The 15,073-nt window shown below is 66.1% G+C and carries 12 protein-coding genes and 3 pseudogenes; 8 read left to right on the plus strand and 7 right to left on the minus strand.

Annotated elements, in window-relative coordinates:
• Positions 1–109: 109 nt before the first annotated feature.
• Positions 110–379: pseudogene (locus EBN03_RS31135) on the minus strand (transposase); the annotation flags it as partial.
• 1,527 nt (positions 380–1,906) lie between these two features.
• Between EBN03_RS31135 and EBN03_RS31140 the strand changes: the two are divergent.
• The 3 genes from EBN03_RS31140 to EBN03_RS35935 all read left to right on the plus strand — a co-directional run bounded on the left by EBN03_RS31140 (position 1,907) and on the right by EBN03_RS35935 (position 4,195).
• Complete coding sequence (locus EBN03_RS31140; protein WP_325052116.1) at positions 1,907–2,845, plus strand: HNH endonuclease; 939 nt, start codon at positions 1,907–1,909, stop codon at positions 2,843–2,845.
• A 187-nt stretch (positions 2,846–3,032) separates the two neighbouring features.
• Positions 3,033–3,410 (plus strand): helix-turn-helix domain-containing protein, encoded by a 378-nt coding sequence (locus tag EBN03_RS31145; RefSeq protein WP_122191753.1) that lies wholly within the window; start codon positions 3,033–3,035, stop codon positions 3,408–3,410.
• 113 nt (positions 3,411–3,523) lie between these two features.
• Positions 3,524–4,195 (plus strand): integrase core domain-containing protein, encoded by a 672-nt coding sequence (locus tag EBN03_RS35935; protein WP_407671279.1) that lies wholly within the window; start codon positions 3,524–3,526, stop codon positions 4,193–4,195.
• Positions 4,196–4,384: 189 nt separating this feature from the next.
• On the opposite strand, the gene EBN03_RS31155 is transcribed toward EBN03_RS35935, so the two are convergent.
• Entirely contained in the window at positions 4,385–7,612 is a 3,228-nt protein-coding gene (locus EBN03_RS31155) for a protein kinase domain-containing protein (protein ID WP_325052114.1), read from the minus strand.
• Positions 7,613–7,831: 219 nt separating this feature from the next.
• Positions 7,832–8,107 (minus strand): hypothetical protein, encoded by a 276-nt coding sequence (locus tag EBN03_RS31160; protein ID WP_122191755.1) that lies wholly within the window; start codon positions 8,105–8,107, stop codon positions 7,832–7,834.
• 620 nt (positions 8,108–8,727) lie between these two features.
• Here EBN03_RS31160 and EBN03_RS31165 point away from each other — a divergent pair.
• Positions 8,728–8,996, plus strand: a pseudogene (locus tag EBN03_RS31165) (transposase); the annotation flags it as partial.
• A 276-nt stretch (positions 8,997–9,272) separates the two neighbouring features.
• Here EBN03_RS31165 and EBN03_RS31170 read toward each other — a convergent pair.
• From EBN03_RS31170 to EBN03_RS31180, 3 genes are all read right to left on the minus strand, one after another.
• The gene (locus EBN03_RS31170) at positions 9,273–9,758 is read right to left on the minus strand and encodes a hypothetical protein (protein ID WP_122191756.1); all 486 of its coding nucleotides are present in this window, start codon (positions 9,756–9,758) and stop codon (positions 9,273–9,275) included.
• A 673-nt stretch (positions 9,759–10,431) separates the two neighbouring features.
• Positions 10,432–10,911, minus strand: a complete 480-nt coding sequence (locus EBN03_RS31175; RefSeq protein WP_122191757.1) for a DUF5994 family protein — start codon at positions 10,909–10,911, stop codon at positions 10,432–10,434.
• A complete protein-coding gene (locus EBN03_RS31180) occupies positions 10,908–11,543 on the minus strand; it encodes a DUF5994 family protein (RefSeq protein ID WP_325052115.1) in 636 nt (211 codons plus the stop codon). Before EBN03_RS31180 ends, EBN03_RS31175 begins: the two co-directional genes overlap by 4 nt.
• A gap of 272 nt (positions 11,544–11,815) precedes the next feature.
• Here EBN03_RS31180 and EBN03_RS31185 point away from each other — a divergent pair, with 272 nt between their 5' ends.
• Both EBN03_RS31185 and EBN03_RS33900 read left to right on the plus strand, forming a co-directional pair.
• Positions 11,816–12,721 carry a phosphatidylinositol mannoside acyltransferase gene (locus EBN03_RS31185; RefSeq protein WP_122191758.1) on the plus strand — a complete coding sequence of 302 codons (906 nt, stop codon included), beginning with the start codon at positions 11,816–11,818 and terminating at the stop codon, positions 12,719–12,721.
• A gap of 187 nt (positions 12,722–12,908) precedes the next feature.
• Positions 12,909–13,373: a DUF5994 family protein gene (locus tag EBN03_RS33900; RefSeq protein ID WP_147471770.1), complete on the plus strand. Its 465-nt coding sequence runs from the start codon at positions 12,909–12,911 to the stop codon at positions 13,371–13,373.
• Between the two features lies 1 nt (position 13,374).
• Here EBN03_RS33900 and EBN03_RS31195 read toward each other — a convergent pair.
• Positions 13,375–14,117, minus strand: a pseudogene (locus tag EBN03_RS31195) (TetR/AcrR family transcriptional regulator C-terminal domain-containing protein).
• On the opposite strand from EBN03_RS31195, the gene EBN03_RS33905 reads away from it, so the two are divergent.
• Together EBN03_RS33905 and EBN03_RS31200 are read left to right on the plus strand one after the other, a co-directional pair.
• Positions 14,086–14,304: a hypothetical protein gene (locus tag EBN03_RS33905; protein WP_147471771.1), complete on the plus strand. Its 219-nt coding sequence runs from the start codon at positions 14,086–14,088 to the stop codon at positions 14,302–14,304. The pseudogene EBN03_RS31195 and the gene EBN03_RS33905 overlap by 32 nt on opposite strands.
• Positions 14,271–15,047 carry a sensor histidine kinase gene (locus EBN03_RS31200; RefSeq protein ID WP_147471772.1) on the plus strand — a complete coding sequence of 259 codons (777 nt, stop codon included), beginning with the start codon at positions 14,271–14,273 and terminating at the stop codon, positions 15,045–15,047. Before EBN03_RS33905 ends, EBN03_RS31200 begins: the two co-directional genes overlap by 34 nt.
• Positions 15,048–15,073 lie beyond the last annotated feature (26 nt).

A 15,073-nucleotide genomic window follows, 5' to 3' on the forward strand; every position in this document is an offset into this window, starting at 1 on the left:
ACCACCCCCGAAATCCTGCGCTGTCTCAAACGCTATCTTGCACGAGAAGTGTTCCGCGCCTTACGCACCGACTACCGGGCGATGGCGGCTTGACATCTATAGGAGCGTCCTTGGCGATCTCCTTCAATGCCGCTTTCTCCAGCTCGGCTTCGGCGAGAAGCCTTTTCAGGGTGGAGTTTTCGCGTTCGAGGTCTTTCAACCGTTTGGCGTCGTCGGCCTTCAGCCCGCCGAACTGGTTTCGCCACCGGTAGTAGGTGGCTTCGGTGATTTGGAGAGTCCGGCACACGTCGGCGACGTCTTTGCCCTCGCCCAACAGCCGATCAGCCTCGCCCAGTTTCCGCACGACCTGTTCAGGGGTGTGCCTCTTGCGTGTCGCCATGGTCTTCGAGCCTTCCTGCCCACTTCGTGGGCCGCAAGGCTCTCACAGTCGCCGGACCGAAATCACGGGGTCAGGTCAGTGGCTCGGCTGCGACGGCCGAGGGCTGGGGCGCGAGTCTCGCGTATCTGAACGAGTCAGGTTGTGGGACAGTCGATTTCGTATCGGCGCGATGTCGTGGGTGCCCTTCGAGGTGGGCGGACCGGCTGCCCCTACGATCCGCACCCGGCGTGCTGGCCGGTACGAGCAGAGGGCGGGCCGAGGAAGCGTCGGGCCCTCCCTCCGTCGAGTCAGGCGGTCTTGCCCGAAAGGCTGCCGAACACCATCTTCTGTACCCGGCCGAGCAGGGCCTGCACGATGAATTGTTCAGCGGACCCCAATATTTCTTGCCTTCCTTCCATCGAGACCGGTGCGCCTCGCGACGAGCATCGGGTTGCGGGACACGAGGCACGCCGGGTGTGAACATCGTTGCTCTCGTAGAAGACCTTATGGGTAGCCGAGAGTTAACAGAAACCAATTTTTTGCGATGCCCCGACAACAAAAAATTGTGCGGTTCCGGCCACAGCCGGCACCGGGCGACATCCAACGCGCCGCGTACCGAACCCCGCAAGACAAAGTCAGCCCACAGACCACCACGCCCCGCTCGACAGGGACCGAGCTGACCACCATCCGATCCGGCCGGCGCGTCGTCATCGCCACACCCCCGTCCTGAATATGAGGCCCCACGCCCCGGCACATCCGACGTGGGCACCACCGTGCCGACACGATCATCGGTCGCAGCCACCCGCGAGATTCTCGACCAGACTCTGGCTGCGAGGCACCCCAGCCCTGATTACCTAATGGGATGGCCGGCCGCGCAAGGCGATCGAGTACTGCCAGTCCGAAGCCACATACGTGCCGGAGTCCCGCTGGGGGCCGTGGCCGGTCTGATCGCAACAGCCGGTGCCGCGAATGTCGGCGGCGCCCATGTCGGGCCCGGCTTGCACAGATGTCCCACCGCGAAAGCCTCACGACAGCAGCCGGACTCAACGCCCGAGGCATCGTTCAGATCGTCATCGCATCGATCGGACTCCGGATGGCTGTATTCGGGCCGGCCACCTAAACAGCCCTCGTGCTCGTTGCCGTCATCACCTCAGTAATGACCGCCCTGCAGTACGCATCCTGATCAAGAGGATTCCGGAAACCACTGCGGAGGGGCTTCATGGAACCCTGTATCCGACGTAATAGGACTGGCACCGGCGCAGATATCCAGCACAGAAGGCTAGACCACTGGCCGACCGCTTGCCCTGCTCAAGATCGGCTGGCTTCTGAAACCGCTACAGTCCAGTCTTTCGGCTCCGTCACGGCCCGATTCGTGAAGTACACAGTGCCGCAACAGCTTCCCACGTCCCTGTCGTGCCCGCTTGCTACCGTTCAGAACGATCACAATGAGCACTGTCCGGGGAGGGCGAGCTAGTGCAAGCAATCGTGGGCCTGATAATCATCGGGCTGATCCTGTTGGTCATCATCGTGGCGGCAGCGAACTGGGTGCTGATCGCATCGGTCGCCGGTGTCGTGCTCGGGGCGTGGGGTCTGGTCCTGTTGATCCGGCACATACTCATGAGGCAGTACTTCGCTAGCGAAGAGTTCCTCGCTCACAAGGCGGCGATCGCCTCGTTCGTCACTGACCACAACGAACTCGCCCGCTACGTCGCCGAGATCCGCAGCCGGGGCACGTTCACCCTCGGCGGGTCCTCCAGTGGCGCGCAGGCGCATCTCGCGTCGTTCCAGAACACCAGCCGGCACAAGTACCGGCGCGACCGCAACATCGCCACCTATCAGACGCCGTTCGTGCACCATTGCTCGTTACAGGTGGTCCGCAACGCCAGCCGCGAACCGATCAAGTACCTCATGAAGTACTTCAACATCAAGGCCACCGAGACCGACCTGGCCGCCGTGGAGAGCCTCGGCGATGCCATCACCCGCCTCGAGGATGCCGTCACCAGCCTTCGGCAGCGCGAGGCCAGCATCACCCAGGCGATCAACCCTCCCAAGTTCATCAGGAAGTACTACGCCGGCGAGTTCATGAGGCATGTCGGGGTCGAGTTGTCGCCGATCACGGTGCCGTACCCGATGTACGTCTTCGAGTACGTCAGTGCCGGCGGGAACAGCTCTCAACGCGCGCCCGTCACGCTCAATCGAGAAGCGATCGACGCGCTGATCGAGACGATGTCGGCGAAGATCAAGTTCCGCAAGAGCGCGGAAGGGCAGCGGGCGCTGATGACCACGAGGCTGCGGACGATGATCAAGGAACGCGACTGGTACACCTGCAGGTACTGCTCTGTCTCGCTCGCTGACGAGCCTCACCTGCTGCTCGAGGTGGACCACATCATTCCGGTGTCCAGGGGCGGGCTGACCACTCCTGACAACCTTCAGACATTGTGCTGGCGGTGCAACCGCACCAAATCGAACAAGATCATAGCCGGGTAGCGGATCCGCGGCTCCCGAGCTTCCACACAGTCGGGAGGCAGGCCCCTCGCTGACAGCGGGTCAATCCGCTCGTGGATAGGCGAATTCCGCGTCAATCGTCAGCGTTCCCCAGGAAAACTGCTCGTCGACCCCGTTCCCATCCTTCTAGCGCCCCACCGGGTGTGTGGTTTCAGGGCATAGGAAACCCATGTCTCGCGACATCGGAAACACCCACCGAACCGAAAACGGTTGCCAGGCATGCCGACCGCCCGCCTGGTCATCACCGCCGTCATCATCGAACACCGCACCCAGGCCGAGGTCGCCCGCACCTACGTGCATCTCACCGGGCTGGGTCTCCAAACTCGTCGCCCGCTACCACGCCGAAGACGACACCGCCCTCGAGCCCCGCTCGCGGCGCCCCCACACCAGCCCGAACGCCACACCACCACACGTCGTGGACCTGATCATCGGGCTGCGCCGCGACCTCGCCGCCCGCGGGCTCGACGCCGGCCCCCACACCATCGCCTGGCACCTGCGTCACCACCACGGCCACACCGTGTCCCCGGCGACGATCTCCCGCACCTGACCCGCAACGGCCTGGTCGAGCCCCAGCCCCGGAAACGCCCGCGCTCCTCCTACATCCGGTTCCAGGCCGACCTGCCCAACGAAACCTGGCAATCCGACTACACCCACTACCGGCTGGCAGGCGGCCGTGACACCGAGATCATCACCTTCCTCGACGACCACTCCCGCTACGCCCTGTCAGTCACCGCCCACCCGCGTGTCACCGGCCTGACCGTGGTCGAGCAGTTCGGCAAAACCACTGCAGCCCACGGAATCCCGGCCTCCACACTCACCGACAACGGACTCGTCTACACCACCCGCTTCGCCGGCGGCGGCACCGGCGGCCGCAACGGCTTCGAAACCGAACTCGCCGCACTCGGCGTCACCCAGAAGAACTCCCGGCCCAACCACCCCACGACCTGCGGCAAGGTCGAACGGTTCCAGCAGACCATGAAGAAGTGGCTGAAAACCCAGACCCCGCAACCACGTTCACTACCTGAGTTGCAGGCCTGCTCGACGAATTCACCGACCACTACAACAACCACCGGCCCCACCGGTCCTTGCCCCACCACAGCACCCCAGCCACCGCCTACCGAGCCCGGCCCAAGGCAACACCAGGCCCAGGCACCGGCGCGGGAGACCACTTCCGGGTCCGCCACGACACCGTCGACACCGCGGGTGTCGTCACGCTGCGTCATAACGGGCGCCTGCACCACATCGGGATCGGCCGAACCTACACCTAGCGCCCCGCCGGGGAATCGAACCTGCGACGGTCATCCGCCGGTCGCTCCATCAGGTTGGGCATAACACAGCAACCTCGAAGACCCGCATTCGGGGCGACGCCGCGAAAGCCAAGGGCCGACCATACAGACGGATACAACCGAAGTGCAGTGCGCGGCAACGAAACCCGAAGCGGTCTCAGCGAAGCGGACAGCAGGCGGTGTTCCAGATCCTTCACCGAAACCCGCGGATGGCCGCGATACCTCCAGACTTGGACTACTCAGCTGTGCCGTGGGCCTGGGCTACGACCCAGGCCGCGATCTGGGCTCGTGAGGTGAAACCCAGTTTGGTCAGAATGTGTTCGACATGCCCCTGCACGGTCCGTTGCGAGACGACCAGACGATCGGCGATCGCCCAGTTGGTCAGCCCCTCCGCGACGAGGCCGGCAACCTCACGTTCGCGCGCGGTGAGGCCCCCGCACGAACGATCGGCAGACGAGGTCCCTCGGGGTTGCTCGCCGAGCGCGAAAGCAACCGCGGCATCGAGACTCATCGCGGCTCCCTCCTGCCGGGCCGCATCGAATGCGCGTACACCCAGTACCCGGCGGCTGCGCTGCTCGCATTCGTCACGAAAGGGGCGATGATGGCGAAGAATTGTGGAGCTGCCGGCCAGTCGTCCCAAGGCGTCCGACGCGCCCATGAGGACAGCCGCACGCCGGACATCACCCTGCTCCGCGGCGATCCAGGCCAGCGTCTCCAGGCAGCCGGTGGCGACGAGCGGATCGGCGACCGTGCGAGCCAATCGAATTCCCGACGCAAGCGAGCGTGTGGCCCGATCGGGCTCACCGCGTCGCCATTCGGCGAATCCAGCTGACCACAGTGTCCACGACCGATAGAGCGTTTCACCCGCGGATTCGGTGAGGTCGATTGCTTTCTGCAGGCAGGCGAGGGCTCGGACGGTATCACCTTGTAGTGCGTAGGCCCATCCCAGCGAGATCCGGGCGTCCAACTGCATCCTGACATCACCGCAGAGCTCATAGGTTCGTAGCGCGTGTTCCAGATCGGCGACCGCCTGGGACGGATCACCCTCGCCACTGGTGAGTGCGTAGTCCGCCTGGATGTTCGCGAGCAATGCTGGGACCATCGGGTCGGCCGTTTGCTCGATCAGGCCGGCCAGTTCCGTGACGTGGCCGACGGCGGACCGCAGGTCACCCTGAAGCCCTGCCATCAACGTGGCGGCGTGGAGCGCCTTGGCCCGGTCCACCGTCGAGCCTGCGGACGGGCGGGCGAGAACCCGTTCGTACCATCGACGTCCCTCGCTGATCCTGCCCCGCGACATCCAGAACATTTGCAGCGTGACAGCGATGCGCAGCCCGCTGTCCTCGGCATCGGTGAGGCTGAACTCCAGCGCCTCGGAGATATTCGGGAGCTCTCGTTCCAGCCGGTCGACCCAGTACATCTGCTGCGGTCCGATCCAGCTGGCACCCGCCTGCGCTACCAGACGCTCGCACCATTGCCGATGCCGTCGACGCAGCAGATGATCCTCACCGGACTCCTCGGCCTTCTCCTGACCGAACGCACGGACCGTCTCGAGCATCTGGAACCGCACCGACCCGGCCACTTCCTTGCGGACGAGGATCGACTTGTCCACCAGACCCGACAACGTATCGAGCAGTTCCGTCTCGGTCGTGTCCGCAGAACACACCTGCAGGACCGCGTCGAGTTCGACCCCGCCGGTGAACACCGACAACCGGCGCCACAGCCGCTGTTCGTCCGGCGTGCACAGGTCATGACTCCAGTCCATGCAGAAGTGCATCGTCTGCTGTCGCCTGGGTGCGCTGCGGCTGCCCCGAGTCAGGAGAGCGAACCGGTCGTCGAGCCGGGTCAGGATCTGTTCGACCGACATCGTCCGCGTCCGCGCCGCAGCCAGTTCTATCGCCAGCGGCAGGCCCTCCAGGCGCGCACAGACTCTGGCGACGGGCAACCGGTTATCGCCGTCGACTTCGAATCCGGGCACGGCCGCAGCGGCCCGCTCCTCGAACAGTGTGACCGCGTCGGAGCGTTGCGCCGCGCCCCCCAGCGGCGGCTCGGCGGACGTATCGGGTATCTCCAGCGGCGACAGCGGATAGACGACCTCCCCTCCGATATCGAGGGGCTCCCGGCTGGTGGCCAGGATCCGCACGCCCGGGCAGGCGCGTATCAGCGATTCGGCCAGCTGGGCGACCGCCACGATCATGTGTTCGCAGTTGTCGAGTACCAGGAGCACATCCTGGTGGGCCAGTAGCTCGATCAGTGTGTCGAGTGGCGGTCCACCGCCGTGGTCGAACACCCCGAGAGTGGCAGCCAGCACGTTCGGTAGTGATTCGTCGGCACGCAGGTTGCCCAGCTCGATCAGCCAGGTCCCGTTCGCGTACTTCTGCCGCAGGTTGTGCGCGACCCGCAAGGCCAAACGTGACTTGCCCACGCCCCCGATCCCGGTCAGCGTCACCAAATGCGAGCCGGACAACAGGTTCTTGACCTCGGACTGCGGGGTCCTGCGATCGACGAAGCTGGAAAGCTCCACAGGGAGATTTCCGGTCCCCGCCCGCAATCCATCGGCCCGGAAACGCGTCACCCTGCGCGGCACGGCATCTTTCGAAGTGGCGGCAAGCTCCTGTGCTGCGCCCGACTCGGCAGGCAGCGCCATCTGGTCGACCGAGAAACCGTGATGTCGCTGGAGCTGCCGCAGCTGTTCACCCAACTCCACGACGGTGGGCCGGTCGTGCGGGTCACGAGCCATCGCCGCCTCGATGGCCGCGCACACATCGTCGGGGATGCCGGATTCGCGCAGGTCCGGGATCGAATGGGTGGTAATCCGCACGAATTGATCCACAACTTTCTCGCCGGTGCGGCGTTCGAATGCGGCGTGCCCGGCGAGTGCCGAGAACAGTGTGGCGCTCAGCCCGTACACATCCGAGGCGGGAGTCTGTGCTCGGCCGCCGAGTACTTCGGGTGCGGTGTAGGCGGGTGTGCCCGCGATCGACCCGGATGCGGTCTCGTAACCGCCGGTGAGGTGGGCGATCCCGAAGTCCGTCAACGCGGGTTCGCCGTAGTCGGTCAGCAGGATATTGGCCGGTTTGACGTCACGATGCACGACTCCCATCCGGTGGGCCGTCTCCAGTGCCCCGGCCGTCTTCACCGCGAGGTGGAGGGCCTCGTCCAGCGGCAGCGGACCGTCGCGCCGGATGTGGTCGTCCAGGGAGCCTCGGGAGTAATAGGGCATCACCAGGTAGGGATGCCCGGTGGCGGTCTCGCCGATCTCGAGCATTCCGGCGATATTCGGGTGACCGGTGAGCCGGCCCATCGCGCGCTGCTCACGCAGGAAACGCACCCGATTCTCCGGGAGCTCACCGGTAAGAACCTTGACCGCCACCGTGCGGTCGGCACTGGCCTGGCGGCATCGGTACACCACGCCGAAGCCGCCCCGCCCGATTTCCTCGGCATCGTCGAATCCGGCAGCGCTCAATTCCGTGATGACATCAGCACCGACATCACGCTGCGTCGAGAGGGGATCGCCGTCAACCACCGGTCGCTCGCAACAGTGGCACACAGTCAGCCTATCCCCGCTGTCGTGAACATGCGTTCGGTCGATCGCGAGTTCCGGGCCGACCGACCCGGCCTCCCCATTCTCCGAGCCCCCGTAACTGTTGCTGACGACCTTGGCGCCCCGCTCTGTCGGCGGAATCTACTTGCCGGCGCTGACGCTGCCGAACAAGCCCTGCAGGGCACCAGGGAGCAGCGATTGCAGGGCACTACCGGTCGATCCGGCGGCCGTGACGCTGACCGTGCTCGCGGTCGTCGCACCGCCGTAGTTCGCGGTGATGGAGTGGCTGCCGGCCACGGCCGGAATCCACGAGAAGGCGGCCTCGCCGTTGCTGTCCACGGTGCCGCCGGTCAGCGTGGTGACCTGGCCCACCGTGGCGCCGGTCACATGCGAGTCGAGATTCGGCTCGTCTCGCACCGCATCATGCGTAATACGGTGCGAGACGAACCATTGGAGCGAGTTTCATACTCCACCACAGACGTTTTCGGCGAAGACCACGGAAGGGAAACCACTGTTCATGGATTGCCGACAACGAACCGTTGTGCAATCCCTGGCATGTCAGCGGCGGGATTCACCTTGTCCGCGCTGCTGGCATCACCGATGCTGCACCCTGGTTCGACGATGTCCTACTCGATTTCTGCATGTCCGATCCATTGATCCAGACGATCCGGCGAAGCTGGTAGGCAGCCCGGCCAAACAAGGCGGTTGCGCAGGATCTACGCGCAGGCCCGCCTGTCACCGGCCGTCTACTCGGCCGTGTCGTGGACCGGGCGCGGCGACTGGCTCCTGGCGGTGAGCAGTGCCTATCCCCCGGTCAGTACTAGCTGACAGCGCTGTCAGGCGACAGGTAGGTGTCCAGTTCGGGGACACCGTGCCGAGAACCATACTGGGCCACAGCTTCCCGCGACGAGCCGGTGGCGGGCGCCGAGCAGGGAACCGGCGATCGCGCCGGCGCCCGTCCAGATGCGCAAGAGCAACATCGCCACCGACAGCGCAAGCCCAAGGCTCGCAACGACACTCGCCGCCGACGCCCTGCGCACCTCGCTCGGTCTGATGGAAGATCAGCCAGTTTCCGCTACGCCGGCCGCCACCACTGGGACCGGATCAGCAGGACCTCGAGCCGGTCTACACGGCACCGACCGAAGCCGCGGCGAAGGAACGGTCCACCGAGTTCGCCGCGGCCCAGGGCGGGCAGTATCCGGCGATCGTGCGGCTCGGGGAGAACTCGTGGGCCGAGTTCGTGCCCTTCCTGGCCTACGACATCGAGATCCGGAAGGTCATCTGCTCGACCAACGCGATCGAGTCGTAGAACACTCGCTACCGGCGGCCGGTCCGGACTAGCTAACGCTCCACAACGCGAACACCCTGACAGCGGTCGGGCCGCAGATCCGGGTCCAACCGGTCGGCACCCGCGCGGCAAGCGGGGTGCTATAGCGGCAGCCGCCGCGCGGAAGACCCCTGTCATGCGAGCGACTGTGGATCGCCCGCTCGCAGCCAATAGCGGACATCCATCAGGGCGGCCGTCGCGGTCGGCCCGAACGACCGGAATGCGGCATGAGCGGATGTCGCCGAGAAGCGCCGATCAGTTCTCGGCGTCGACGATGAACCTCACCGATACCGTCGGCAGATCCAGCTCGCGCCGCGCTGCGTGAATGAAGCGTTCGAACGCCTCCCGAACCGGAAGCCGTGCATCGTTCCATTCGGCGACCGTCAACATACGTTCCTGCGCAGCTGCGGCGAGTTCAGTCATCGCACGATCCACGTCCGATGTCGCTTCGACGACACCGACCGCTCCATGTAGCCACACAGCTGTGCAGGCACTGTCCCACGGCTGGAAACTGCTGGTGCGAGCCTCACGGACCATGTCCGTGGTTGCCGACTCTTTGGGGTCGGCAAGAGCAATCGCACGAATAGTCTCGTACGTGATCCGGAACTGCTCGGCGAGACGTTGGTAGCTCGCGGTCTTCTGGTCACGACGCCACCGGGAGGACTCCGCCCGCGAGTCCCAGAGCCGACCGACCCCGATGCCGACAAGCCCCGCCACGGCCGCCAATATCGCCGAAGTCATCCGCGCTCCCCCGTAGTCGTAGCGGCGAGCTTACCGGCTGAACACCCTTGCAGCGCAGCAGAATATGCGGCACCCGGCACGTGCGACCGCGCGTGATGTCCACGGAACTCCTTGTGCTGGTAGGCCACAATCAAGACGAGCCCAACGGCATCACAGAATTCGACACGAGCGGACGCCGACGGACGGCGCAGGGACACCCTGACATAGGGGACGCATACCTCGCCGGATCGACGGAGCAGACAGGTTGCTCGATCGGGTGTTCGCGCACTGTGGGCTTGTGGGCCTAACGTGCCACAACGCGAACACCCTGACGGCGGTCGGGCCGCAGGTCCGGGTTCGACCGGTCGGTAACCGTGCGGCGAGCGGAGGTCGATAGCGGCGGCACGCTGCTGTCGTTCGACTGCGGATCGGCCCGCTCAGCGGCAGAAGCGGATGCTCAGACCGCGAGTTGCGGTCAGCGGTCAACGTCGTCCTCGAGCGCTGCCCAGGTCTTGAAGAATTCACACAGGGGTTCTCGAGTTCGTTGGCGGTTGAGCCTCGAGTTGCGTCAGCCCACTCCGGGAAGACCCGCTCAGCGATCCGATCACACGATCCGCCTGCGGACAGAACTCGAGGCATGCCCGACAACGTCAAACCTGACGGCCAACGTCCCACCGAACACGATCAGAGCGGTTCATGATTGCTGCTGGTCGGCGCCGGCGCTCACCGCGTTGCGCATCTGCGTGTGGGCGTGGTCGGCGGCGGTGGCTGGGTTGATCACCAGCAATCGAAGTCGCCGATCGCGTGGGCCGAAGACATCCATCACCTGGGGTGGCTGGTCCGGAAGCGGTCCGGTGACCTCGATCCCGTCGGGGGTGTCGATGCGGCGTTGGGAAAGGCTCAGCGCATTCCAGTCGAAACTGATCCGGACGGTCGCGCCCAGTCGCGGGGTGAGTGCGGTGACCAGGTCGTGCAGTTCGCTGGTGAGGTTGTCGGTTCTGGGCCACCAGGCGCCGTCGATGCCGCCGGATTCCTCGTCCGGCTCGCGCAGCAGCAGCCGAGGTGTGCGGGTCGGCGTGTCGAATGGTTGCCCACCGTCGGCGCCGGCCTGAAATCGGCCAAGACCGCGGTCGGCGGCGACACCACCTCCGCGCTGCGGCGGGTGCTGTGTCATATCAGGCCTCCGGCCAGGGCCGGGGATCCTGATGCGCGCCGGTTTGCCGGGTCCATCGGCGCGGGGTGACCGCCTTCGTCGTCCCAGCGACGCAACGCGGCGTCGTTCTGGAGGTACTCGAGGCTGCGCCGGGTGTCGGCGGCCACGAGTTCGTCGGCGGTGAGTTGATTGCCCGGTCGGGATGCGGCCGACAGCAAGGCCTGGGCGGTGGCGTTCGGGGTGCCCGCGGGGATCACCAGCAGGACCAGACGGGTGCGGTCCAGGCCCAGAACGCAGAGTGTGTGGGCAGGCAGGTGCCGGTATCCGTCCAGGTGAATCGACCGCCCGCCGATCGTCGTGCGCCTCGGTGCCGGCTGCCAGGCGTCCACGTTGTACATGATTCGGTCGATGCTGTCTGCCCGCCGACCCAGCAGCACTGCCAGATCGGAAAGCTCGGCGACCAAGTCGGTCGTGCGGGGCCACCAGGCCCCATCCACCGCCGCCGGGCGGGGTGCTCGCCGTGCCGGTGACCGCCGTGACGACGGCGGGTCGCTGCAGAGGGCAAAGCGCGAAGAGCGGTCCAGCAGGACCGGCTCGTGTTGTAGCGTCATCATGACGCTCCTGACCGGGGCCGCGTGGCGGCCCCTGTTCATTCGCCGGGCGACGACCAGACCAGGGGTGGTCTCGTACGAAAAGCCCCCGACACCTCCATGCTACCCGGGTATGTACCGGCCTGAGGTGCACGCATGCACGGTGACGTGCGCTCTTTCTACCGAGTTTGTCTGCGTCGGTGGTGTCGTGGGGAGGACACTCGAGACATGGAAGGCAACGATCGTCGGCGCCCGCGCCGGTCCGGCCAACCCACTGACACGCAGTCGGACACCGCCCCGATTCGCTGCTGTTCAGCAGGGTCCGGTGCGGGTCGGTGACCCTGACCGCTCGCGCGTGGGATCTCGGGTACGCGGCCGGCTGGCGCCTGGTGCGGGCCCTGCCACAGCAGTGGGCGATGCGATCGTTCGAGGTCGCGGCCGATCGCGCGTCCCAGCGAGGTGGACCGGTTCAGCTACGCCGAAATCTGGCCCGGGTGCTGTCCACCACCCCGGCGCAGGTGCCCGACGAACTCGTGCGCGCGAGCATGCGCTCCTACGCACGCTACTGGTGCGAAGTATTCCGGCTGCCGTCGATGGATCCGGTGTGGCTGGCCGAGCACATCGAAACCGCGGCCACCGGGCTCGAACACATCCACGAGTCAGTCCGGGGCGGGAGCGGGGCCGTGCTGGCACTGCCGCACAGCGGCAACTGGGACCTGGCGGGAGTGTGGTTGGTACAGCGGGTCGGCACTCCGACCGTCGTCACCGAGCGGCTGCGACCGGAGTCGTTGTTCCGGCGTTTCGTCCGGTTCCGCGAGCGGCTGGGATTCGAGATCATCCCGCTCACCGGCGGCGCCGTACCGCCATTCGAGGAGCTGACCTCGCGGCTGCGGCAGGGACGGATCGTCGGACTGCTCGCCGACCGGGACCTGACCGATGCGGGTGTTCCGGTCACTTTTTTCGGCGAACCGGCCCGCATGCCGGCAGGCCCAGCCCGGCTGGCGATCGACACCGGTGCACCGCTGCTGCCGGTGCACTGCTGGTTCACCCCCGACGGCTGGGGATTTCACGTCGACGCGCCGATCGACACCGTCGGCGGCGTGCAGCCCACGGCTCAGATCCTGGCCGACCGGTTCGCCACCGGAATCGCCGCGCATCCCGCCGACTGGCATATGCTGCGATCGGTGTGGACCGCCGACCAGCTCATCCGCCGGCAGGCGCGCGGTAATCCGCGCCACTGATCCGGAACAACCGTTCATCAGCGCGCACCGCGTCCCGGTCCCGCTGACACCGCCTGCCCCAGACGGCCACCTCCGGGGCGTAAGCTCGACAGTATCCGGCGGCAACACGCGCGCTGACCAGCAGAGGTTGCGTCGTCACCGGATTCGACGATCCGGCCTTCCGACAAGGCTGTGACAGGAGCGTCCGATGACGCCATCACCACTACCCCTACCACCGCAACCTCTCGCGTCGACATCGCGCCTGCATCTTCATGCGGATCCGAAGGACTACATCGACGCCACCTGGCGGCCACGATCGAGCAACCTCGACACCGAGCTCCCCGATCTGCTCACCGCACTCCAGTTACGTACCGGTCCGATATCCCGCGTGGTGTACGACCCGACCGTCTGGTCACCCGCCGGCTCGCATCTGCTCATGAACGAGCGTGAGATCCGACTCGATCCATACCCGTTCGAGCTGTTCAACACCATTTACGTGTACGGAACCAACGGCACCGTGATCGTCCTGCAGGTCGTCCACCCGAGCACCGACCCCATGCCCCCAGCGCCCGGCGAACCATCCCGATCCACAGCACCGAACATGGCGAGCGGGAGCCACGAACCCCGCCCCATCACCAACCACGCTGCGATGGGCACCTGCGCCGATCAGTGACTCAGCCCGCCTCGGCGTCGGGTGTGGCGGCACCCGAGCCGGGATGCGCCATGGTGGCTGTGAGGCCGGCCAGCAGGATGTCGAGCCCACGCTCCAACACGGCCTCGCCGTCGTAATCGGCCAGCAGCGGGGCGAGTTGTCGCAGTAACGGGAATTCGGTGACCGGTAGCCGATACAGACCGAGGCGCAGCACTTCGTCGGTCTCTTCCGGATGCTCCACCAATTCCTGCACTTCATTGAGCACATGGCCGTAGAGGAAACCGAACAGCGCGCGACAGATGCGCAGCGCGTCGGCTGCGGGAAACCGGCGCGGGTGAGCAAAGTCAGTATGTCCTCCAGCGGGCGCACGACCGCTCGGGGACGTTGCCCGAGCCGTGTCGCCAGTGGTCACGTCACCAGGAGCGGCACCACCCGCGGATGCGCCAACGCCAGTGCGCGGAAATCACGGGCGACCGTCCGCAACCGGCCGGCCCAGTCCGGGTCGGCGCTGTCCACTTTCAGCTGCCCGAAGACGATCTCGGCGACACCGTCGAGCACCGCCGCCTTGTTCGGTACACGCCGGTAGATCACCATCGGGTCCCGGCCCACGGCCTCGGCCAGACGGCGCATCGACAACCCCTCCACGCCCTCACGATCGATGATCGCCAGTGCCGCCGCCAGCACTCTCGCGCGCGTGACCTGGCCGACCACACCGCCGATCGCGGCGCGACCAATGTCGGCACTGGAGGTCACCAAACTGGTCATCACGCAGTGGGCTGGAGCAGGCGCGCAACGCGGGCCGCGGATCCTGGTCACCGGCACGGTGGCCGAGGTGTTCCGCGGCAGAGCCTCGGTCACCGTGCCCGGTATCGATGACGACGTCACCCTATTCGGGGATGGTCCGATGCTGGTGCTGCCGTGCGTACCGGAACTACCGTTCTCGGTGTGCTGATGGCCACCCGCAGCGGCGGGCAACCGCCCTATCCCGGCGAGATCGCCGAACTGTGTGGAGGGTTCACCGGACAGGCCGCGCTGGGGTTGCACCTGGCCCGGACCCAGCAGCGGCTGCGGGAACTGGCCGTGTTCGCCGACCGCGATCGCATCGCCCACGACCTGAACGATCACGTAACCCAGCGAGTCGTCGCGATCGGGCTTTCGCTACAAGGAACCATCGGGCGCACCCACCACGCCGACATGCGCCAACGACTCTGCAGCGCGGTGGACGGCCTGCAAGAGGTGGTCACAGACATCCGTGACAGCGTCTACGACCTGCACGCCGACCCGCACCGCACCCGGCTGCGCCAGCACCTCGCCGACATCGTGCGCCAGCACACCGAGCACTCCGACATACAGGTCACGACCGAGTTCTCCGGGCCACTGGACGCGGTGCCGGCCGAGCTGGCCGACCATGCCGAAGCCGTCGTCCATGAAACCGTCAGCAACGCTGTGCGCCACTCCCATGCCGACGCCCTGACCATCGCCGTCATCGTCGACGACGCCCTCACCATCACCGTCGAAGACAACGGCATCGGTATCCCCGCCGACCCCACCCCCAGCGGCTTGTCCAACCTGGCCACCCGCCGGCACCTCGCTGATCGTGATCAGCGCAAGCGCGGATCCGGCACGGACAGCGCGGCATGCACACCACCCCTGCATCCATTTGCGCAGCTCGCTGGGTGTCAGCGAGTAGGCTGAACAATATCCGGAGGCACCTCGCACGC

This window comes from Nocardia stercoris (assembly GCF_003696265.1).
GTDB lineage: Bacteria > Actinomycetota > Actinomycetes > Mycobacteriales > Mycobacteriaceae > Nocardia > Nocardia stercoris.

Bases quoted from the DNA above. Each gene is read 5' to 3' on its own strand.
- EBN03_RS31175 (WP_122191757.1), bottom strand. From the start codon at position 10,911: ATGACACAGCACCCGCCGCAGCGCGGAGGTGGTGTCGCCGCCGACCGC.
- EBN03_RS31145 (WP_122191753.1), top strand. From the start codon at position 3,033: ATGTCTCGCGACATCGGAAACACCCACCGAACCGAAAACGGTTGCCAG.
- EBN03_RS31170 (WP_122191756.1), bottom strand. From the start codon at position 9,758: ATGACTTCGGCGATATTGGCGGCCGTGGCGGGGCTTGTCGGCATCGGG.
- EBN03_RS33905 (WP_147471771.1), top strand. From the start codon at position 14,086: ATGTCGGCACTGGAGGTCACCAAACTGGTCATCACGCAGTGGGCTGGA.
- EBN03_RS33900 (WP_147471770.1), top strand. From the start codon at position 12,909: ATGACGCCATCACCACTACCCCTACCACCGCAACCTCTCGCGTCGACA.
- EBN03_RS31180 (WP_325052115.1), bottom strand. From the start codon at position 11,543: ATGAACAGGGGCCGCCACGCGGCCCCGGTCAGGAGCGTCATGATGACG.